General features: G+C 69.3%; 12 protein-coding genes. 5 read left to right on the forward strand and 7 right to left on the reverse strand.

Going from position 1 to position 16,359, the window contains the following annotated elements:
* Window positions 1–460 precede the first annotated feature (460 nt).
* From ACZ5NW_RS24450 to ACZ5NW_RS24460, 3 genes are all read left to right on the forward strand, one after another.
* Window positions 461–3,760 (forward strand): polymorphic toxin-type HINT domain-containing protein, encoded by a 3,300-nt coding sequence (locus tag ACZ5NW_RS24450; protein WP_468746179.1) that lies wholly within the window; start codon window positions 461–463, stop codon window positions 3,758–3,760.
* 84 nt (window positions 3,761–3,844) lie between these two features.
* Window positions 3,845–4,210 (forward strand): DUF2750 domain-containing protein, encoded by a 366-nt coding sequence (locus tag ACZ5NW_RS24455; protein ID WP_468746005.1) that lies wholly within the window; start codon window positions 3,845–3,847, stop codon window positions 4,208–4,210.
* Window positions 4,211–4,715: 505 nt separating this feature from the next.
* Window positions 4,716–5,075: a hypothetical protein gene (locus tag ACZ5NW_RS24460; RefSeq protein WP_468746006.1), complete on the forward strand. Its 360-nt coding sequence runs from the start codon at window positions 4,716–4,718 to the stop codon at window positions 5,073–5,075.
* Between the two features lie 850 nt (window positions 5,076–5,925).
* On the opposite strand, the gene ACZ5NW_RS24465 is transcribed toward ACZ5NW_RS24460, so the two are convergent.
* The 4 genes from ACZ5NW_RS24465 to deoC all read right to left on the reverse strand — a co-directional run bounded on the left by ACZ5NW_RS24465 (window position 5,926) and on the right by deoC (window position 9,556).
* Complete coding sequence (locus ACZ5NW_RS24465; RefSeq protein WP_468746007.1) at window positions 5,926–6,180, reverse strand: type II toxin-antitoxin system prevent-host-death family antitoxin; 255 nt, start codon at window positions 6,178–6,180, stop codon at window positions 5,926–5,928.
* Between the two features lie 73 nt (window positions 6,181–6,253).
* Entirely contained in the window at window positions 6,254–7,168 is a 915-nt protein-coding gene (locus tag ACZ5NW_RS24470; RefSeq protein ID WP_468746008.1) for an aldehyde dehydrogenase family protein, read from the reverse strand.
* Complete coding sequence (locus tag ACZ5NW_RS24475; RefSeq protein ID WP_468746009.1) at window positions 7,161–8,597, reverse strand: aldehyde dehydrogenase family protein; 1,437 nt, start codon at window positions 8,595–8,597, stop codon at window positions 7,161–7,163. Before ACZ5NW_RS24475 ends, ACZ5NW_RS24470 begins: the two co-directional genes overlap by 8 nt.
* 5 nt (window positions 8,598–8,602) lie before the next feature.
* Window positions 8,603–9,556 carry a deoxyribose-phosphate aldolase gene (gene deoC, locus ACZ5NW_RS24480; protein WP_468746180.1) on the reverse strand — a complete coding sequence of 318 codons (954 nt, stop codon included), beginning with the start codon at window positions 9,554–9,556 and terminating at the stop codon, window positions 8,603–8,605.
* Window positions 9,557–9,759: 203 nt separating this feature from the next.
* On the opposite strand from deoC, the gene ACZ5NW_RS24485 reads away from it, so the two are divergent.
* Window positions 9,760–10,452, forward strand: a complete 693-nt coding sequence (locus ACZ5NW_RS24485; RefSeq protein WP_468746010.1) for a PH domain-containing protein — start codon at window positions 9,760–9,762, stop codon at window positions 10,450–10,452.
* Window positions 10,453–10,501: 49 nt separating this feature from the next.
* Window positions 10,502–12,145 carry a hypothetical protein gene (locus ACZ5NW_RS24490; RefSeq protein WP_468746011.1) on the forward strand — a complete coding sequence of 548 codons (1,644 nt, stop codon included), beginning with the start codon at window positions 10,502–10,504 and terminating at the stop codon, window positions 12,143–12,145.
* A 118-nt stretch (window positions 12,146–12,263) separates the two neighbouring features.
* On the opposite strand, the gene ACZ5NW_RS24495 is transcribed toward ACZ5NW_RS24490, so the two are convergent.
* The 3 genes from ACZ5NW_RS24495 to ACZ5NW_RS24505 form a co-directional block, all read right to left on the reverse strand.
* Window positions 12,264–13,511 carry a hypothetical protein gene (locus ACZ5NW_RS24495; RefSeq protein ID WP_468746012.1) on the reverse strand — a complete coding sequence of 416 codons (1,248 nt, stop codon included), beginning with the start codon at window positions 13,509–13,511 and terminating at the stop codon, window positions 12,264–12,266.
* A 195-nt stretch (window positions 13,512–13,706) separates the two neighbouring features.
* Complete coding sequence (locus ACZ5NW_RS24500) at window positions 13,707–15,338, reverse strand: phospho-sugar mutase (protein WP_468746013.1); 1,632 nt, start codon at window positions 15,336–15,338, stop codon at window positions 13,707–13,709.
* A 160-nt stretch (window positions 15,339–15,498) separates the two neighbouring features.
* A complete protein-coding gene (locus ACZ5NW_RS24505; RefSeq protein ID WP_468746014.1) occupies window positions 15,499–16,323 on the reverse strand; it encodes a purine-nucleoside phosphorylase in 825 nt (274 codons plus the stop codon).
* Between the last annotated feature and the right edge of the window lie 36 nt (window positions 16,324–16,359).

Consider the following 16,359-nt stretch of genomic DNA (forward strand, 5'->3'; position numbering starts at 1 on the left):
CTACACCCCTGCTACGGCCGGGCCGCTGACCTCGGTGGCGGTGGAGAACGCCAAGCTCCACAAGGCCACCACACTGATCGACTTCGCCACCGGCGCCACGACGAAGGTCACCGACCCGAACGGCAAGGTCACCGAATCCACGTATGACGCGCTCGGCCGGGTCAGCAGCGTCTGGCTGCCAAACCGCCCGCGCGTGTCGAACGCATCCCCCAACTACACCTACACCTACAGCATCACAGCCACCGCTGTGCCGTGGGTGGCCACCGCAACAGCGCGTGGCGACGGTTCCGGCTACAACACCACTTACGAGATCTACGACTCGCTTATTCGCCCCCGGCAGGTTCAGAAGCCCTCTCCGTCCGGCGGCACCATCGTCTCGCAGACCGTCTATGACGACCGCGGACTCGCGGTGATGGAGTCGGGCGATTTCTGGGCGAACACCGTCAACCCATCCGGAAAGATGGTTCAGCTCGACGGCGGCCAGGCACCCATCGAGACCGTCACGACGTACGACGGCGCGGCACGCCCGATCAGCACGATCACGCAGAGCCACAACGTCCGGCTCTGGGCGACGAACGCCACGTACACCGGTGACACCGTCACCACCAGCGCCCCAGCTGGCGGCCAGGCCGTCGCCGTAGTCACCAACGTGCTGGGCCAGACCACCGAGCGCCGCGAGTATGCCGGTCCCCAACCCACAGGCGACTTCACCAAAACCGTCTTCACATACACGCCCGCGGGCCAGCAGAAGACGATCACCGGCCCCGACCAGACCACCTGGTCCTACGGCTACGACCTGTTCGGCCGTCAGGTGAGCGCGAGCGACCCTGACAAGGGCGCCTCCGCCACGGAGTACAACAACCTCGACCAGGTCATCAGCAGCACCGACTCCCGTCCTGGCAAGAAACTCCTCTACGAGTACGACGTCCTCGGCCGTCAGACCGGCCTGTGGGACGGCACCAAGACGGACGCCACCAAGCTGGCCGCCTGGACGTTCGACGTCCTGAAGAAGGGCCAGCTGGATACCGCCGTCCGCTATGACGGCGGCCTGACCGGCAAGGCGTACACCAACAAGGTCACCGGGTACGACAACCTGTACCAGGTCACCTCAAGCCAGCTGATCCTCCCCGACAGCACCAAGGAACCCCTGGTCGCCGCCGGCGTCCCGCAGACGCTGTCGTTCTTCACCAACTTCAACCTCGACGGCACCGTTGCCTCGTACAGCAGTCCGGCTGTCGCAGGACTGCCCTTTGAAGGCATTGAGAACGACTACAACTTCACTGGCGTCGGCCTGCAGCAGACGGCCAAGGGCATCCTCCAGGCCGGGTATTACTCACCGCTCGGCGACCCGATCCGCCTGGACCTCGCGACCGACCTCACGTCCACGAAGAAGGCTTACCTCAACTACGCGTACGAGGACGGCACGCGCCGTCTGACGAACTCCTTCGTCACGACCAACATCCACAGCTATCGCCTGCAGGACCTGGCCTTCACGTATGACGAGGCAGGCAATGTCACCAAGCTCTTCGACAACAGCACCCTTGGCGGCACCGGCAAGGCCGACTACCAGTGCTTCACCTACGACGGCCACCGCCGTCTGACCGAGGCGTGGACCCCGAAGACCGCTGACTGCGCCTCATCCGGCCGCACCGCGGCCAACCTCGACGGCGCAGCCCCGTACTGGAGCAGCTATACATACACGGCCTCTGGCCAGCGCAACACGGAAACCCAGCACACCACCACGGGCGACAAGGCCACCACCTACGCCTACACCACCCCGAACCACCCGCACGCGCTGTCCGCGACGACGGGTGCCAAGGCCGCGACGTACACCTACGACGAAACCGGCAACACGCGAACCCGCCCCGGCACCCAGGCCCAGCAGACCCTGACCTGGAACACCGAAGGCCGACTCGCCGCCACGACCGAACCCGCCGCAGGCACCAAGCCGGCGCTCGGCACGAGCTACCTCTACGGCGCGTCCGGCGATCTCCTGATCCGCCGCACCACCACGCCGGACGGCGACACAGTCCTGTACGCCGGCGACACCGAGATCCGCCTCACCACCAAGGGCACCACCAAGACCCTCACCGGCACCCGCTACTACACCGCCGCAGGCCAGACCATCGCCATGCGGACGGCAACCGCCGGCGTCACCGGCAACAAACTCAGCTTCCTGGCCGCCGACCACCACGGCACGTCCAGCCTCGCCCTCGACGCCACCACCTTGGCGATCACCAAGCGCTACACCACCCCCTTCGGAGAAGTCCGCGGGACGCCGCTGTACGGCCCCTGGCTCGACGACAAGGGCTTCCTCGGCAAGACCAGGGACACCACCACCGGCCTGACCCACATCGGCGCCCGCGAATTTGATCCGATCATCGGCCAGTTCATCAGCGTCGACCCCATCCTGGACGCCACAGACCACCAATCCCTCAACGGCTACAGCTACGCCGACAACAGTCCCGTCACCAACAGCGACCCGTCGGGCCTGTGGCTTGACGACGGAACCGGCAAGAGCGAGCCGCGCAGCGACGGTGCAACCGGCGCACAGAATCCGACGCCAGGAGTTCCTCGGGGTGGGACTGGCAAGAGCAATGATGAAGGGCTTCTCGGGCAGACCCGCGATGAGGTACGTGACGCGCAAGAGCAGATTTACGACGCGGTCGACCTCTACAGCACTACACGGAGCCAAAGGGAGGCCTGGTACGACGCATACCGGTCCGAGATGCAAGAGCAGTACGAGCAGTATAGAAATTATGTCGATGCGAATTCAGCCGTTGCGACAGCTGCGAATATCTGTTTCTCTCACGCGGAGATTAAATGCTCCAAGGAGATGAAGAGGTACTTCAGTGACGTCAACCTCGCACGCATGGCTCAGATTGGCGCAGCACCAAACGGCCCCCTTCAGGCTGGAGTCAGGCTGAGCGTCGGGAAATCGAGCGAGCTGGGGCGAGCCCTGAGGGTCCGGCCTTCCGGACGTTTGGTCGGCTGCAAATGCTTCTTGGCTGGCACGGACGTCCTCATGGCTGATGGCACAACCAAGGACATCGAAGACGTAAAGCTGGGTGACGAGGTCCTGGCGACAGACCCGGAGACCGGCGAGACGGCCCCCAGGATTGTCACGGGCCTGATACGCACCGAGGGCGACAAGAACTTCAACGAGCTCTCCATCGCGACTGAAGACGGAATCGAGAAGCTCACCGCGACGCATGAGCACCCCTTCTGGTCCCCGTCGGAGCACGACTGGGTGCCGGCTGGAGAGCTCAAGCCCGGCATGACCCTGCGGACGGATGAAGGCGGCACGGTGATCGTCACCGGCAACCGGTCCTTCACCAAGCAGGCGCGCACCTACAACCTCACCGTCGACGAACTCCACACGTACTATGTGCTGGCGGGCGAGACGCCGGTTCTCGTTCACAACAGCAGCTGCGGTGGGCGTTGGAAAGTGGGCGAAGATTATTCCAAGCCCAATAAGAATGGCGTCGCTCCATCCATGTCCACCATGCGTAAGCGGTTTTGGAAGAACGAAGCGGCGGAGCCAGACGCCGCGGACCAATACGGTGTCGCGAACATCAGTCGCATGAAGCGCGGGTTGGCTCCACAGCGACAGCGTCCGGACGGTTCGTGGGAATCAATGGAGCTGAGCCATGAACCTATTCCCGAACGGGATGGCGGCATGTTGCTAACACCGCGATGGCCAGAGGACCATGTCCTCATGGATCCTGGCGGATACCGTAGGCTCCCGCCTGGTTACTAACGTTTGCGAACGGGCGCGGCGCTGGGGCCTCCAGCGCTGCGCGCAAGTGTGACGCGTAAGGCGGGACGATCTAGGAGGAATCAGGTGAGCGTAAGCGGGGCTCAGGCAGCGGCCTTCTTCCGTGAGATCGTTCAAACTCGTACCGTTTGGTGGGTTCGGGACGACGATGGCAGTCCAACCCCGGTCTCAAGTTCTGGGCGACCAGCTTTTCCCTATTGGTCGTCGGAGGCCCGGGCGCAGCGCGCTGCTCAGCTTTGGGGACCTCAATTTCGTGCTGTTTCAATGCCGCTGGATCATTGGCGAAGCGCGGCTTTGCCGGATCTAGCCAAGGATGACTTCCGGGTCGGGATTAACTGGAGTGGACAGCGCCTAACTGGATGGGACTTCACTGTCGACGAAGTGATCAATCGTCTAATTCACGCGATCGGCGAGCCACCGTACAACCGGTAGATTTCGGGCGAGTGACGACTGTCGTGGCTGGGGGGCGTCCGGTGATGGTGAGGCCTGCGCCGTAGGCTGAGCGTCCCCTTGTCTGCGAGTCTCGCCCGACACCCATCTTCGTCGAGACAGCAAATCTGACGCCCTGCCAAGTGAGACTGGTGGGGCGTCAGTGGTGTTGCCAGCAGACGGCGACGGACTGACAACTCAGGGCCGACCTGCGAAAACCTAGCTCGGAAGAGCACGTCTTCCACACGTACTGGCAACACGCCCGTCCTCGTTCATAACGCGGGCTGTGATGAATGGGCCGCGAAATTTACAGCTAAGAATGGTGGAGAAATTAAGACCTTTACTGGCCCTGACGGTAAGGATTGGCCGTTGAGGCCGTATAAGCCAGGGGGAAGGGAGGTTGAGGAAACCTGGTTCCATCACACCGTGGTAGTCAGGGACGGGAAGGTGTTTGATCAGTGGCATCCTGATGGTATCGATAGCGAAGAATTCAAGGGCTTGTGGACCTATGGAGATGATATCGATTTCGGATTCTGAGAGCGGTCGCGCCATGTTTGAATTCATTTCCACGCTCAAGAAGTATCACGGCGTCTATGTGATGCAAAGAACCTATGAAGGAACCTGCGCCTTCCTGGATGGGTATGAGAAGGGGGCTGGGTCTCGGATTCTAAAGGAGTTCCATGAGTGGCTGGTCGCTCGCGGGAAAGGGCGCCCCGAGCTGTATTGGCCGCTGCTGGTCCTGTGTGAAATTTATGAGGACGGTGCGTTGCCGGATCTCCGCTATTTCACTCCGGAGGAAGATGAGCGAGCGGTTGCCGTACTGTTCGTTCTGCTTGACGAATTCGCCGAATCCTGCTGCGATCGATAATCGCCGCACGGCGTTCGTTCGAGTCGCGTGCTGCGTGAGGGGATGCGGGAGTAGGCTACTGGTGGTGACACCTCTGACGGTCTAAGTTCGCGCGGCTGTGGACAAGCGACTAGGCGGCGCTGGCAGCGAGCTCCTTTGAGGTGAGTATTTCGGCCTGAAGAGTCCTGCCATTCGCCCCGTGTCAGCGGGCCGTAACGAGCTGGCGGGATTCTGACTGAAGAAGTCAGGTGAAAAGCGAGGAGCCTCGCCGGAGTTATCTGGCGAGGCTTCTGTGGTTCTTGACGGCGACGCTGACGTTGAGGTCGAAGGGGTGGGGTGACCTCGTTACAGAGGCGCCGTACAGGTCGCGGGCGGAGTGGAAGGGGTCGAGATCACGGGCGGCTGGGTCATGGGCCGTGCTCACTTGCTGTTCCGTGTATCCCAAGGGAACGGGTCGCCCCTCCAAGGTAGTTGCGCTTGGTGACAGTCTGGGCGCGACACCGAAGTGGAGCAGGTGGGAGTCGTTCCGTTGCTCAGTCTGGAAGACTGTCATCCTGTCCAACGGCGGCCTCCGGCCCCCTGGCTGTTGCCGTGAACAGTGAGTACGTGCAGCGCGTCGCGTTGGATGAAGTCCGGCTCTCTGTCGATCAACTCGCCCATGACACACGGCGGGAAAGGCGTGGGGCGTCATGGATCATCTCGAGGGGTTCGTGTGGCTGCGTCCGGAGCGGGGCGGTACGGAGGGGACGGCGCTTCCCCATGTGCAGCCGCTGCTCAGAGTTAGGGAGCAGGCCAAAGCCCTGATGTGGGCGCGGGTGGCCAGTGCGAATGCCCGAAGTAAGGCGAGGTCTTGTTGGGGGAAGATGGCAGGTCACTGCTGTTCCAGCCCCAGCCGCCTGCGCACCTCCTCCCTGGGGATGCCCGGTTCAAGCGTCCCCTCCGCCTTACGGAGCCGATAGTCGATGACTGCCAGGGCGTCCTCGTAGTCCTGTAGGACGTGCGGGGAAATCAGTAGGGCGGCGACTTGGCCCTGATCGGTCAGGGTGATGACCTCGCGGTCGTAGGCGACTCGGCGAACCAGTTCGTCGAGTTGGGAGGCGGCGGCGCTGACGGTGATCTCGACCACGCGCCCACGCTTGCACAGCAAGAAGCCGCGCCACCCCCGGACGGAGGGGTGGCGCGGCTCGTTCAGGGGCGGCTCAGTACGACGAGCCCGAGGCGCCCAGGGAACCTGTCGGGTGCCAGACCGTCTTGGTTTCCAGGAAGGGCGTCATGCGGTCGATGCCCGGGTCCGCCGACCAGTCGTCCACAGGCTGTGGACGCAGGACTCGCTTCAGGTTGTCCGCTGCCGCGATCTCCAACTCCTTCGCCAGGGCCTCGTCCGCGCCCGCCAAGTCGATCGCGTTGACGTCCTGGTGTGCGGCCAGGGGTGTTGCGATCTCCGATGTGCGGCCGGAGAGGATGTTGACCACTCCGCCCGGGAGGTCCGACGTGGCCAGGACCTCGCCCAGGGACAGGGCCGGGAGCGGGGCCTTCTCGGAGGCGATGACGATCGCCGTGTTGCCGGTCGCGATGATCGGGGCGACGACCGACACCAGGCCCAGGAACGACGACTCCTGGGGGGCCAGGACCGCGACCACGCCCGTCGGCTCCGGGGAGGACAGGTTGAAGTACGGGCCCGCCACCGGGTTCGCGCCGCCCACCACCTGGGCGATCTTGTCCGTCCAGCCCGCGTACCAGACCCAGCGGTCGATCGTCGCGTCGACCACCGCCGACGCCTTCGACTTCGACAGGCCCTCCGCGTCGGCCACCTCACGGATGAACTGGTCCCTGCGGCCTTCCAGCATCTCCGCGATGCGGTACAGGATCTGGCCCCGGTTGTACGCCGTCGCGCCGGACCAGGCGCCGAATGCCTTGCGGGCGGCGACCACCGCGTCACGGGCGTCCTTGCGGGACGACAGCGGGACGTTCGCCAGCCAGTTGTCCTTCGTGTCGGTCACTTCGTACACCCGGCCGCTTTCGGAACGCGGGAACTTCCCGCCCACGTACAGCTTGTAGGTCTTGAAGACCGACAGACGGTCCACACGCTCGGTCTTCTCGGACTTCTCAGACATCGAGGTACGCCTCCAGGCCGTGGCGGCCGCCCTCGCGGCCGAAGCCCGACTCCTTGTAGCCGCCGAACGGCGAGGTCGGGTCGAACTTGTTGAACGTGTTGGACCAAACGACGCCTGCGCGGAGTTTGTTCGCCACTGCCAGGATCCGGGAGCCCTTTTCCGTCCAGATGCCGGCGGAGAGGCCGTACTGGCTGTTGTTGGCCTTGGCCACCGCCTCGTCCGGCGTGCGGAAGGTCAGGACGGACAGGACCGGGCCGAAGATCTCGTCGCGGGCGATCCGGTGCGCCTGGGTGACGTTCGTGAAGAGCGTCGGGGCGAACCAGTAGCCGGACGTCGGGATCTCGCAGGCCACGGACCAGCGCTCGGCGCCCTCCGCCTCGCCCTGCTCGACGAGCGAGGTGATGCGCGAAAGCTGCTCCTCGGAGTTGATCGCGCCGATGTCCGTGTTCTTGTCCAGCGGGTCGCCCAGGCGGAGGGTCGAGAGCCTCCTCTTCAGGGAGTCCAGCAGCTCTTCCTCGATCGACTCCTGGACCAGCAGACGGCTGCCCGCGCAGCACACCTGGCCCTGGTTGAAGAAGATCCCGTTGACGATCCCCTCGACCGCCTGGTCGATCGGGGCGTCGTCGAAGACGATGTTCGCGCCCTTGCCGCCCAGTTCGAGCGTCAGCTTCTTGCGGCTGCCCGCGACCGTGCGCGCGATCTCCTTGCCCACCGCCGTCGAGCCCGTGAACGCCACCTTGTTCACGTCCGGGTGCGCGACCAGCGCCGCGCCCGTGTCGCCGTAGCCGGGGAGGATGTTGACGACGCCCTTCGGCAGGCCCGCCTGGCGGCAGATGTCCGCGAAGAACAACGCCGAGAGGGGTGTGGTCTCCGCCGGCTTCAGGACGACCGTGTTGCCGGTCGCGAGCGCCGGGGCGATCTTCCACGCCAGCATCAGCAGGGGGAAGTTCCAGGGGATGACCTGGCCCGCCACGCCCAGCGGACGCGGATTCGCGCCGAAGCCCGCGTGGTCGAGCTTGTCCGCCCAGCCCGCGTAGTAGAAGAAGTGGGCCGCCACCAGGGGGAGGTCGGCGTCCCTCGTCTCCTTGATCGGCTTGCCGTTGTCCAGGGTCTCCAGGACCGCCAGCTCACGGCTGCGCTCCTGGATGATCCGGGCGATGCGGAACAGGTACTTCGCGCGCTCGGCGCCGGGCAGCGCCGACCACTTCTCGAACGCCTTGCGGGCGGCCCTCACCGCACGGTCCACGTCCGCCTCGCCCGCCTGGGCGATCTCGGACAGGACCTCCTCCGACGACGGCGAGACCGTCTTGAAGACCTTGCCGTCGGCCGCCTCCGTGAACTCGCCGTCGATGAACAGGCCGTAGGAGGGCGCGATGTCGACGATCGAGCGGGACTCGGGCGCCGGCGCGTATTCGAATGCGGATGCCATGGTGATCAGTCCACCGTCACGTAGTCGGGGCCGGAGTAGCGGCCGGTGGCCAGCTTCTGACGCTGCATCAGCAGGTCGTTCAGGAGCGAGGAGGCGCCGAAGCGGAACCAGTGGTTGTCCAGCCAGTCCTCGCCGACCGTCTCGTTCACGAGCACCAGGAACTTGATCGCGTCCTTGGTCGTGCGGATGCCGCCGGCCGGCTTCACGCCCACCTGCACGCCGGTCTGGGCGCGGAAGTCGCGGACCGCCTCCAGCATGAGCAGGGTGTTCGCCGGAGTCGCGTTCACCGCGACCTTGCCCGTGGACGTCTTGATGAAGTCGGCGCCCGCCAGCATGCCGAGCCAGCTGGCCCGCCGGATGTTGTCGTACGTCGACAGCTCGCCGGTCTCGAAGATGACCTTCAGCCGGGCGTCCGCCCCGCAGGCCTCCTTCACGGCGACGATCTCGTCGTACACCTTCATGTAGTCGCCCGCGAGGAACGCCCCGCGGTCGATGACCATGTCGATCTCGTCGGCGCCGGCCGCGACGGCGTCGCGCACGTCGGCCAGCTTCACGGAGAGGGCGGCGCGGCCCGCCGGGAAGGCGGTGGCGACCGAGGCGACCTTGACGGTCGAACCCGCGACGGCCTCCTTGGCGGCGGCCACCATGTCGGGGTAGACGCAGACGGCCGCGGTCGCCGGGGTCGTACGGTCGGTCGGGTCGGGGTGGACCGCCTTGGCGCCGAGCGCCCGGACCTTGCCCGGGGTGTCCGCGCCTTCCAGCGTCGTCAGGTCGACCATCGAGATGGCGAGGTCGATGGCGTACGCCTTCGCGGTGGTCTTGATGGAACGGGTGCCGAGCGAGGCGGCGCGCGCCTCCAGGCCGACCGCGTCGACGCCGGGCAGCCCGTGGAGAAAGCGGCGCAGCGTGCTGTCGGACGCGGTGACGTCAGCGAGAACAGCGGGTGCAGTACTGGGCATGGTCACCAGACGAGCATATCTACGCGCGTAGCGGCTGTACACCCCCGCATGCTCATCCGTGCTCGGACGCCACGTATGAGCGTGCCGGACGCCACGTATGAGCGTGCGCGGGCACCTTCCCGGATGTGGGCGGGCACCTCCCCCGGGCGTGCCGCGGGCACCTCCCCGGGGGGCGGGCCGACGGGTCGTGCAGAATCGGGGCCATGACGACCCCCGATCAGCAGTCGCCCGCGCCGCAGCCCCCGGAGTCCGTGGACCAGGTCCACCGCTCGTCCGGCGGTATCGCGGGTGGCGTGGTGCTCCTCGGCATCATGGCCTGGCTCGGTATCGACGCGATCGTCACCGGTGACGGCCGGACGCCCTGGCTCGCGCTGGCCGCGCTCATCTTCACGGTGCCCCTGGTGGTGGCCTTCACCCTGCGGCCCGCGGTGTACGCCAACCGGGAACGGCTGCGGGTGCGCAACCCCTTCCGGCTCATCGTGCTGCCCTGGGGGCAGGTCGGCGCGCTGAAGTCCGGCTACTCCAACGAGGTCGTCGCCGCGGACGGGAAGAAGTACCAGCTGTGGGCCATCCCGGTGTCCCTGCGGGCCCGCAAGCGGGCGGCACGGCAGGAGACCCGGGCCGCCGCCGACCGCGCGGACGGGCGGGGCGGGCTGTCCCGGGGCGGCCTCGGTGGGCTGCTGCGAGGCGGCGCGGGTGCGGGTGCCGGTGCGGCCCAGGCCGGGCCTCCGCGCGCCTCCACCGACAAGGTCATGGACGATCTGCGCCAGCTCCAGGAGGAGCGGGGCGGGGCCGAGAGCGCGCAGGGCGAGGTGACCGTGCGCTGGGCCTGGGAGATCCTCGGGCCGGCGCTCGCGGGTGCCGTGGTGCTGGCGATTCTGCTCGCGGTGGGGTGAGGCGGGGCCGCCTCTGGCCGGGGCCGACGAGGGGCGTAGGAGTGGGTGGATGAGTGTGTCTTCCGGTGAGCCGGCGCGGCTGCCCGCTTCCGTCGTGCCCGCCGGGTGCCGGGACTGGGACGGGGCCGCGGCAGCGGAGTGGGCGCGGGTCGCCGGGCCCTGGTGGCTGCCCGTGGGGGACCGGCTCGGGCTGGTCGTGGGGTTGCTGGTCGCCGGTGCGGGGGCGGGCTGGGGGCTGACCGAGTACGCCGCGTTCCCCGCGTGGGCGGCCGCCGTGATCGCCGTTCAGCCGATGTGGACCGCGCTGCGGCCGGAGTCGGCGCGGTTCGCGGCGCCGGTCGCGGTGGGGTCGGCCCTCGCCGCGCAGGACGCCACCTGGCCGCTACGGGCCGCGGTCACCGTTCTCCTGCTCGCGCTGTGGGCCGTCACCGAGGTCCGCCTGGCCGCCGGACGGCGACAGAAGGCCGCGGCCCTCGCGGCGGCCGGGGGCGTTACGGCACCCGTGCCCAGCGTGGGGAAGCTGCGGCGAGGCGCGCTGCTCGGCGCCGTCGGAGCGGTGGTGTGCGCGGCCGGTGCCGGGGTGCTCGCGCTGACCGGGCCGGACATTCTCGGCTGGTATCCGGTCGCCCTCGGCGTGACCGTTCTGCTCTCCGCCGCCGTCGCCCGCCTGCGCACCCGACGGCTCGTCGGCGCGCCCGCCCCCGTCCTGCGCGTCCTCGCCCGCGACAACGCCGACCTGGACGTCGAGATCTACGCCGTCGACGACCCGGCCGGCCTGCACCCGCTCCTCGTCGTTCCCACCTTCGAGGTGCCGGACGAGGACGAGGGGACGTACGAGGGCGGCGGGGCGGACTTCCTGAACGACGGCGTCAGCGCCGAAGAGTCCGACGCCGACGACGAACCCGACCTCGACGACCTCCTCGACTCCTTCGGCGCCGGGCCCGTGGGCGAGGCGCTGCTGTACGGCGTGCCGTACGACGGGGCCGAGCTGGTCCTCGTCCGCGCGGCCGAGGACGCCGGCGACCCGCCCACGACCGAGCGGTCGACCGGGCCCGTACGACCGGTCTCGGCGTTCGCGGCGCGGCGCCGGAGCGCGGCGGCCGGCGCCGAGGCGGCCCATCGGGCGCGGCTGGCGGACCGTGCGGCCGCCGCGGCGCGGGCCCGGGCGATACGGCGGTGGCGTGCGGGATGGGGCGACCGGGTGACCGTGCTGCTGCTCGCGCTGTGGGCCCTCTCCTACGCCACGGACGAGCCCGGCCTGTGGACGTTCCTCGCCGGCGCCGTGCTCGGCTCGGCCGGGGTGCTGCTGGTGCCGCGCCGGCTGGCCTGGCGGGTGACGGCCGACCGGCACGGACTGTGGTTCAACGGGCTGCGCGAGCCCCGGCTCGTCACCTGGGAGCAGCTGCGGTCCGTGCAGGTGCGGGGCGCGCGGCTGAGCATCGCCGGCTGCCGGGGCGACGCCCGGGACTGGACCGTGCACAGTCCCCGCTGGCCCTGGCTGGAACGGCGGCTGGGGTTGCCGCACCCGTACGAGCGGATGGCCGCCGAGATCACCGAGATGTGGCGCGACCCCGCTCTGCGGCCGGACGAGGAGACCGACGCGGCGGAGCGAGGGCGCCCGCTGTGGCCGCTGGCGGTGGTGCTGGGCGTGGTCTGGGTGACGGCGGTGGGGCTGGCGGCGCTGGCGGCCTGAGGGCGGGTGGGGGCGCCGCTGTGTGTCTCACGCGGGCTCGGTCGCCCGGCGCCATGGCCGCGCCGAGGGCGCTGTGTGTCTCACGCGCGCTCGGCCACCAGCGCCCTGGACGGGCCGATCACGGTGCGCTCGGCCACACCAGCACCATGTAGGCGCCCCCGTACGCGCCCACCGCCACCGCCAGCGCGAGCGCCTGCGCGCGGAGGCGTCGGGGGGCCCGGTTGAGGTGCAGGGCGAGGGGCAGCAGCAGCGGGAAGCCGGGCAGCAGGAAGCGGGCGCGCGGGAAGTACACCCCGCCGCTGCCGAGCACGATGAGCAGCAGCACGCCGGTGAAGACCAGCAGGGGCAGCGGCTGGCGGTCGGCCAGCGACAGGCCGTAGAGGACGACCGACGCCAGCAGGGTCACCGTCACCATCACCAGGAACAGCGGGGGTGTGGGGTTCTGGCCGAGGAACTCCCGGACGCGGCGCAGGGTCTCGCGGCCGCCGTCCCACTCGTTGTGCCACAGCCGCTGTACGGCGAAGTAGCCGTCCCAGCGGTGCAGCCGCAGGCCCACCCAGCCGATGTAGCCGCACCAGCCGAGCGGGGCGAGCAGGGCCGCGACGAGCGCCCGGGGCTGGCGGCGCGCGGCGAGGAGGGCGGCGACGGTGACCGCCGCCGCCACGGCGACGCCCGTCGGCCGGGTCAGACCGGCCAGGGTCGCCAGCGTCCCCGCCGCCACCCAACGGCGGGTGAGGACGGCGTACAGCGACCAGGCGGCGCAGGCCGTGAACAGGGACTCCGTGTAGCCCATCCACTGGACCAGGCCGACCGGGAGCGCCGCCCAGAGGGTGGTGAGCAGGATGCCCGTACGGCGGTCGCGGAGGTGCTCGCCGACGGCGAAGACGCCCCACGCGGCCACGAGGGAGGCGATCACGGCCAGGCCGAGGCCCGTGGTGGCGCGGCTGCCGGGGGTGAGGACGGCCAGCGCCTTCACCAGCAGTGGGTAGAGCGGGAAGAACGCCAGGTTGTTCGCGTCGTAGGCGGTGCCGAGGGTGTGGGTGTAGCCGTGGTCGGCGATGCCCAGGTACCACTTGGCGTCCCAGTGGGCCGCCAGGATCGGCCACACACCGTGGTGGCGGCGATGTGCCCAGACGGTGAGGACCAGCAGGCCCACGAGGCGTACGGCGAGGTACGCGCGCAGGGCGGGGGCGGCGCGCCGGAAGGAGTCGCGGACGCCCAGGACGGCCCGCATGACGGGGGAGGCCAGCGAGGCGCACGCGGCGCACGGGACCGGGGAGGGGGCGGCGGGCCCGGGGGGCCGGCGGGAGCCCGGGACGGTGCCGGGGTGGGTCCCGGGGACGGTGCCGGGGGTGGCGGAGGACACGGCGGCGGCTCCGGACGAGGGGGGCGGGGCTTACCGTCCCACCGTTGCCCGCGGCCGCCGCCCTGAGGGGCGCGCGGCCGCGCTGTCGGCCCGAAATCACCCGATGGGGTGCCCCCTGTCCGGCCAGGAGTCACCCCATCGAGGGAACAGCGGGTCGCTACGGCTCACACACCGACCCAGCCGCTGTCCTACGACTCAGATGCCGGCCGCCGTCGACAGGTCCCGCTTGATCGTCTCCAGCAGGTCCGCCGCCTTCGCGCGGGCCGCCGGGAGGTCGGCGTGCGTCGCGACGGGGACGACGACCTCCAGGTAGCACTTCAGCTTCGGTTCCGTGCCGCTCGGGCGGACGATGACGCGGGCGCCGTCGAGGGTGTAGCGCAGGCCGTCCGTGGGCGGGAGCGTGTCCGTGCCCTTCGTGAGGTCCTCGGCCCGGGTGATGGGCAGGCCGGCGAGGGCCGTCGGGGGCTGCTCGCGCAGCCGGAGCATCGCGTTCGCGATGACCGACAGGTCCTGGACGCGGACCGAGAGCTGGTCGGTGGCGTGCAGACCGTGCTCCACGGCGAGGTCGTCGAGGAGGTCGAGCAGGGTGCAGCCCTCCTCCTTGAGGACCGAGGCCAGCTCGGTGATCAGAAGGGCGGCGGTGATGCCGTCCTTGTCGCGCACACCCTCGGGGTCGACGCAGTAGCCGAGGGCCTCCTCGTAGCCGTAGCGCAGGCCGTCGACGCGGGCGATCCACTTGAAGCCGGTGAGGGTCTCCTCGTAGGGCAGCCCGGCCTTCTCGGCGATCCGGCCCAGGAGGGAGGAGGAGACGATGGACTCCGCGAAGGTGCCCTGGGCGCCGCGCCGGACGAGGTGCGCGGCGAGCAGCGAGCCGACCTCGTCGCCGCGCAGCATGCGCCACGCGCCGGCGTCCTGCACGGCCACGGCGCAGCGGTCGGCGTCCGGGTCGTTGGCGATGATCAGGTCCGGGTCCGTCTCGCGCGCCTTGGCGAAGGCCAGGTCCATCGCGCCCGGCTCCTCCGGGTTGGGGAAGGAGACGGTCGGGAAGTCCGGGTCGGGCTCGGCCTGCTCGGCGACGAGGACCGGCTCCGGGAAGCCCGCGCGGGCGAAGGCGGCGAGCAGGACGTCCTTGCCCACGCCGTGCATCGCGGTGTACACCGTGCGGGCCGTGCGCGGGGAGCCCTCGGCGAGCACGGCGTCGGTGCGGGCGAGGTAGGCGTCCAGGACCGCGTCGTCAAGTGTCTCCCAGCCCTCCGTGGGGCGGTCGACGGTGGTCAGGCTCGGGATCGCGGCGATCTCGGCGGCGATGTCCACGTCGGCCGGCGGGACGATCTGGGAGCCGTCGCCGAGGTAGACCTTGTAGCCGTTGTCGCGGGGCGGGTTGTGGCTGGCGGTGACCTCCACGCCGGCGACCGCGCCGAGGTGCCTTATGGCGTAGGCGAGGACGGGGGTGGGGAGCGGGCGGGGGAGCACGGCGGCCCTGAGCCCCGCGCCGGTCATCACCGCGGCGGTGTCACGGGCGAAGTCGGCGGACTTGTGGCGGGCGTCGTAGCCGATGACGACGAGGCCGTCGGTGTGGCCCTGCTTCTTCAGGTACGCGGCGAGGCCGGCGGCGGCGCGGATCACGACCGTGCGGTTCATGCGCATCGGGCCGGCGCCGAGTTCGCCTCGCAGGCCGGCGGTGCCGAACTGGAGGGTGCCGGAGAAGCGGGCGGCGAGTTCCGTGACGTCCCGGGCCTCGATGAGCTTGGCGAGCTCGTCGCGGGTCTCGGGGTCGGGGTCCTCGGCGAGCCATGTCCTGGCCTTGGTGATGAGGTCGTCGTGCACCGGGTCAGCCTCTCGTCGTCGTGTTCGGTGCGGGTGCGTGGGGGTTGCTGTCCCTGGGGCTCTGCCCCAGACCCCGTTTCCCACCCGCCCACCCGACCGAGACGGGTGGGTGTGGTGGGCAATCGGGGGTCCAGGGGGCGGAGCCCCTGGGACGGCCCAGTCAGATGCGGCCCAGCACCTGGGCCAGGAGAGCGCCCATCTGCGTCGCCGAATCCCGGCCCGCCTGGAGCACCTCTTCGTGGTTCAGCGGCTCGCCCGTCATGCCCGCGGCGAGGTTCGTCACCAGGGAGATGCCCAGCACCTCGGCGCCCGCCTCACGCGCCGCGATGGCCTCCAGCACCGTCGACATACCGACCAGGTCCGCGCCGATGACCCGGGCCATGCGGATCTCCGCCGGCGTCTCGTAGTGCGGGCCGGGGAACTGGGCGTAGACGCCCTCCTCCAGGCTCGGGTCGATCTCCTTGCACAGCGCCCGCAGTCGCGGCGAGTACAGGTCGGTCAGGTCCACGAAGTTCGCGCCGACGATGGGGGAGGTCGCCGTGAGGTTGATGTGGTCGCTGATCAGCACCGGCTGGCCGGGGCGCATGCCCTCGCGCAGGCCGCCGCAGCCGTTGGTCAGCACGACCGTCTTGGCGCCCGCGGCGACGGCCGTACGCACGCCGTGCGCGACCGCGGCGACGCCCCGGCCCTCGTAGTAGTGCGTGCGGCCCAGGAAGACCAGCGCGCGCTTCTCGCCGATCTTGTACGAGCGGATCTTGCCGCCGTGGCCCTCGACCGCCGGGGGCGGGAAGCCGGGCAGCTCGGTGACCTGGAACTCGGCGTCGGGCGCGCCGAGGGCGTCCACGGCCGGTGCCCAGCCGGAGCCCATCACGAGGGCGACGTCGTGGGTCTCGGCGCCCGTCAGTTCGCGCAGGCGAGCGGCGGCGGCGTCGGCGGCGGCGTGGGGGTCGCCCTGGATGTCGTCCGGAAGAAGAGATGCGTTCACGCCGACGAGCGTAGCCGGTCCCGGCCTACGCGCGTA

It is taken from the genome of Streptomyces sp. NPDC032126, assembly GCF_055580085.1.

Bases quoted from the DNA above. Each gene is read 5' to 3' on its own strand.
- ACZ5NW_RS24475 (WP_468746009.1), bottom strand. From the start codon at position 8,597: ATGGCATCCGCATTCGAATACGCGCCGGCGCCCGAGTCCCGCTCGATC.
- ACZ5NW_RS24460 (WP_468746006.1), top strand. From the start codon at position 4,716: ATGGAGATGATATCGATTTCGGATTCTGAGAGCGGTCGCGCCATGTTT.
- ACZ5NW_RS24470 (WP_468746008.1), bottom strand. From the start codon at position 7,168: ATGTCTGAGAAGTCCGAGAAGACCGAGCGTGTGGACCGTCTGTCGGTC.
- deoC (WP_468746180.1), bottom strand. From the start codon at position 9,556: ATGCCCAGTACTGCACCCGCTGTTCTCGCTGACGTCACCGCGTCCGAC.
- ACZ5NW_RS24490 (WP_468746011.1), top strand. From the start codon at position 10,502: ATGAGTGTGTCTTCCGGTGAGCCGGCGCGGCTGCCCGCTTCCGTCGTG.
- ACZ5NW_RS24485 (WP_468746010.1), top strand. From the start codon at position 9,760: ATGACGACCCCCGATCAGCAGTCGCCCGCGCCGCAGCCCCCGGAGTCC.
- ACZ5NW_RS24450 (WP_468746179.1), top strand. From the start codon at position 461: ATGGTTCAGCTCGACGGCGGCCAGGCACCCATCGAGACCGTCACGACG.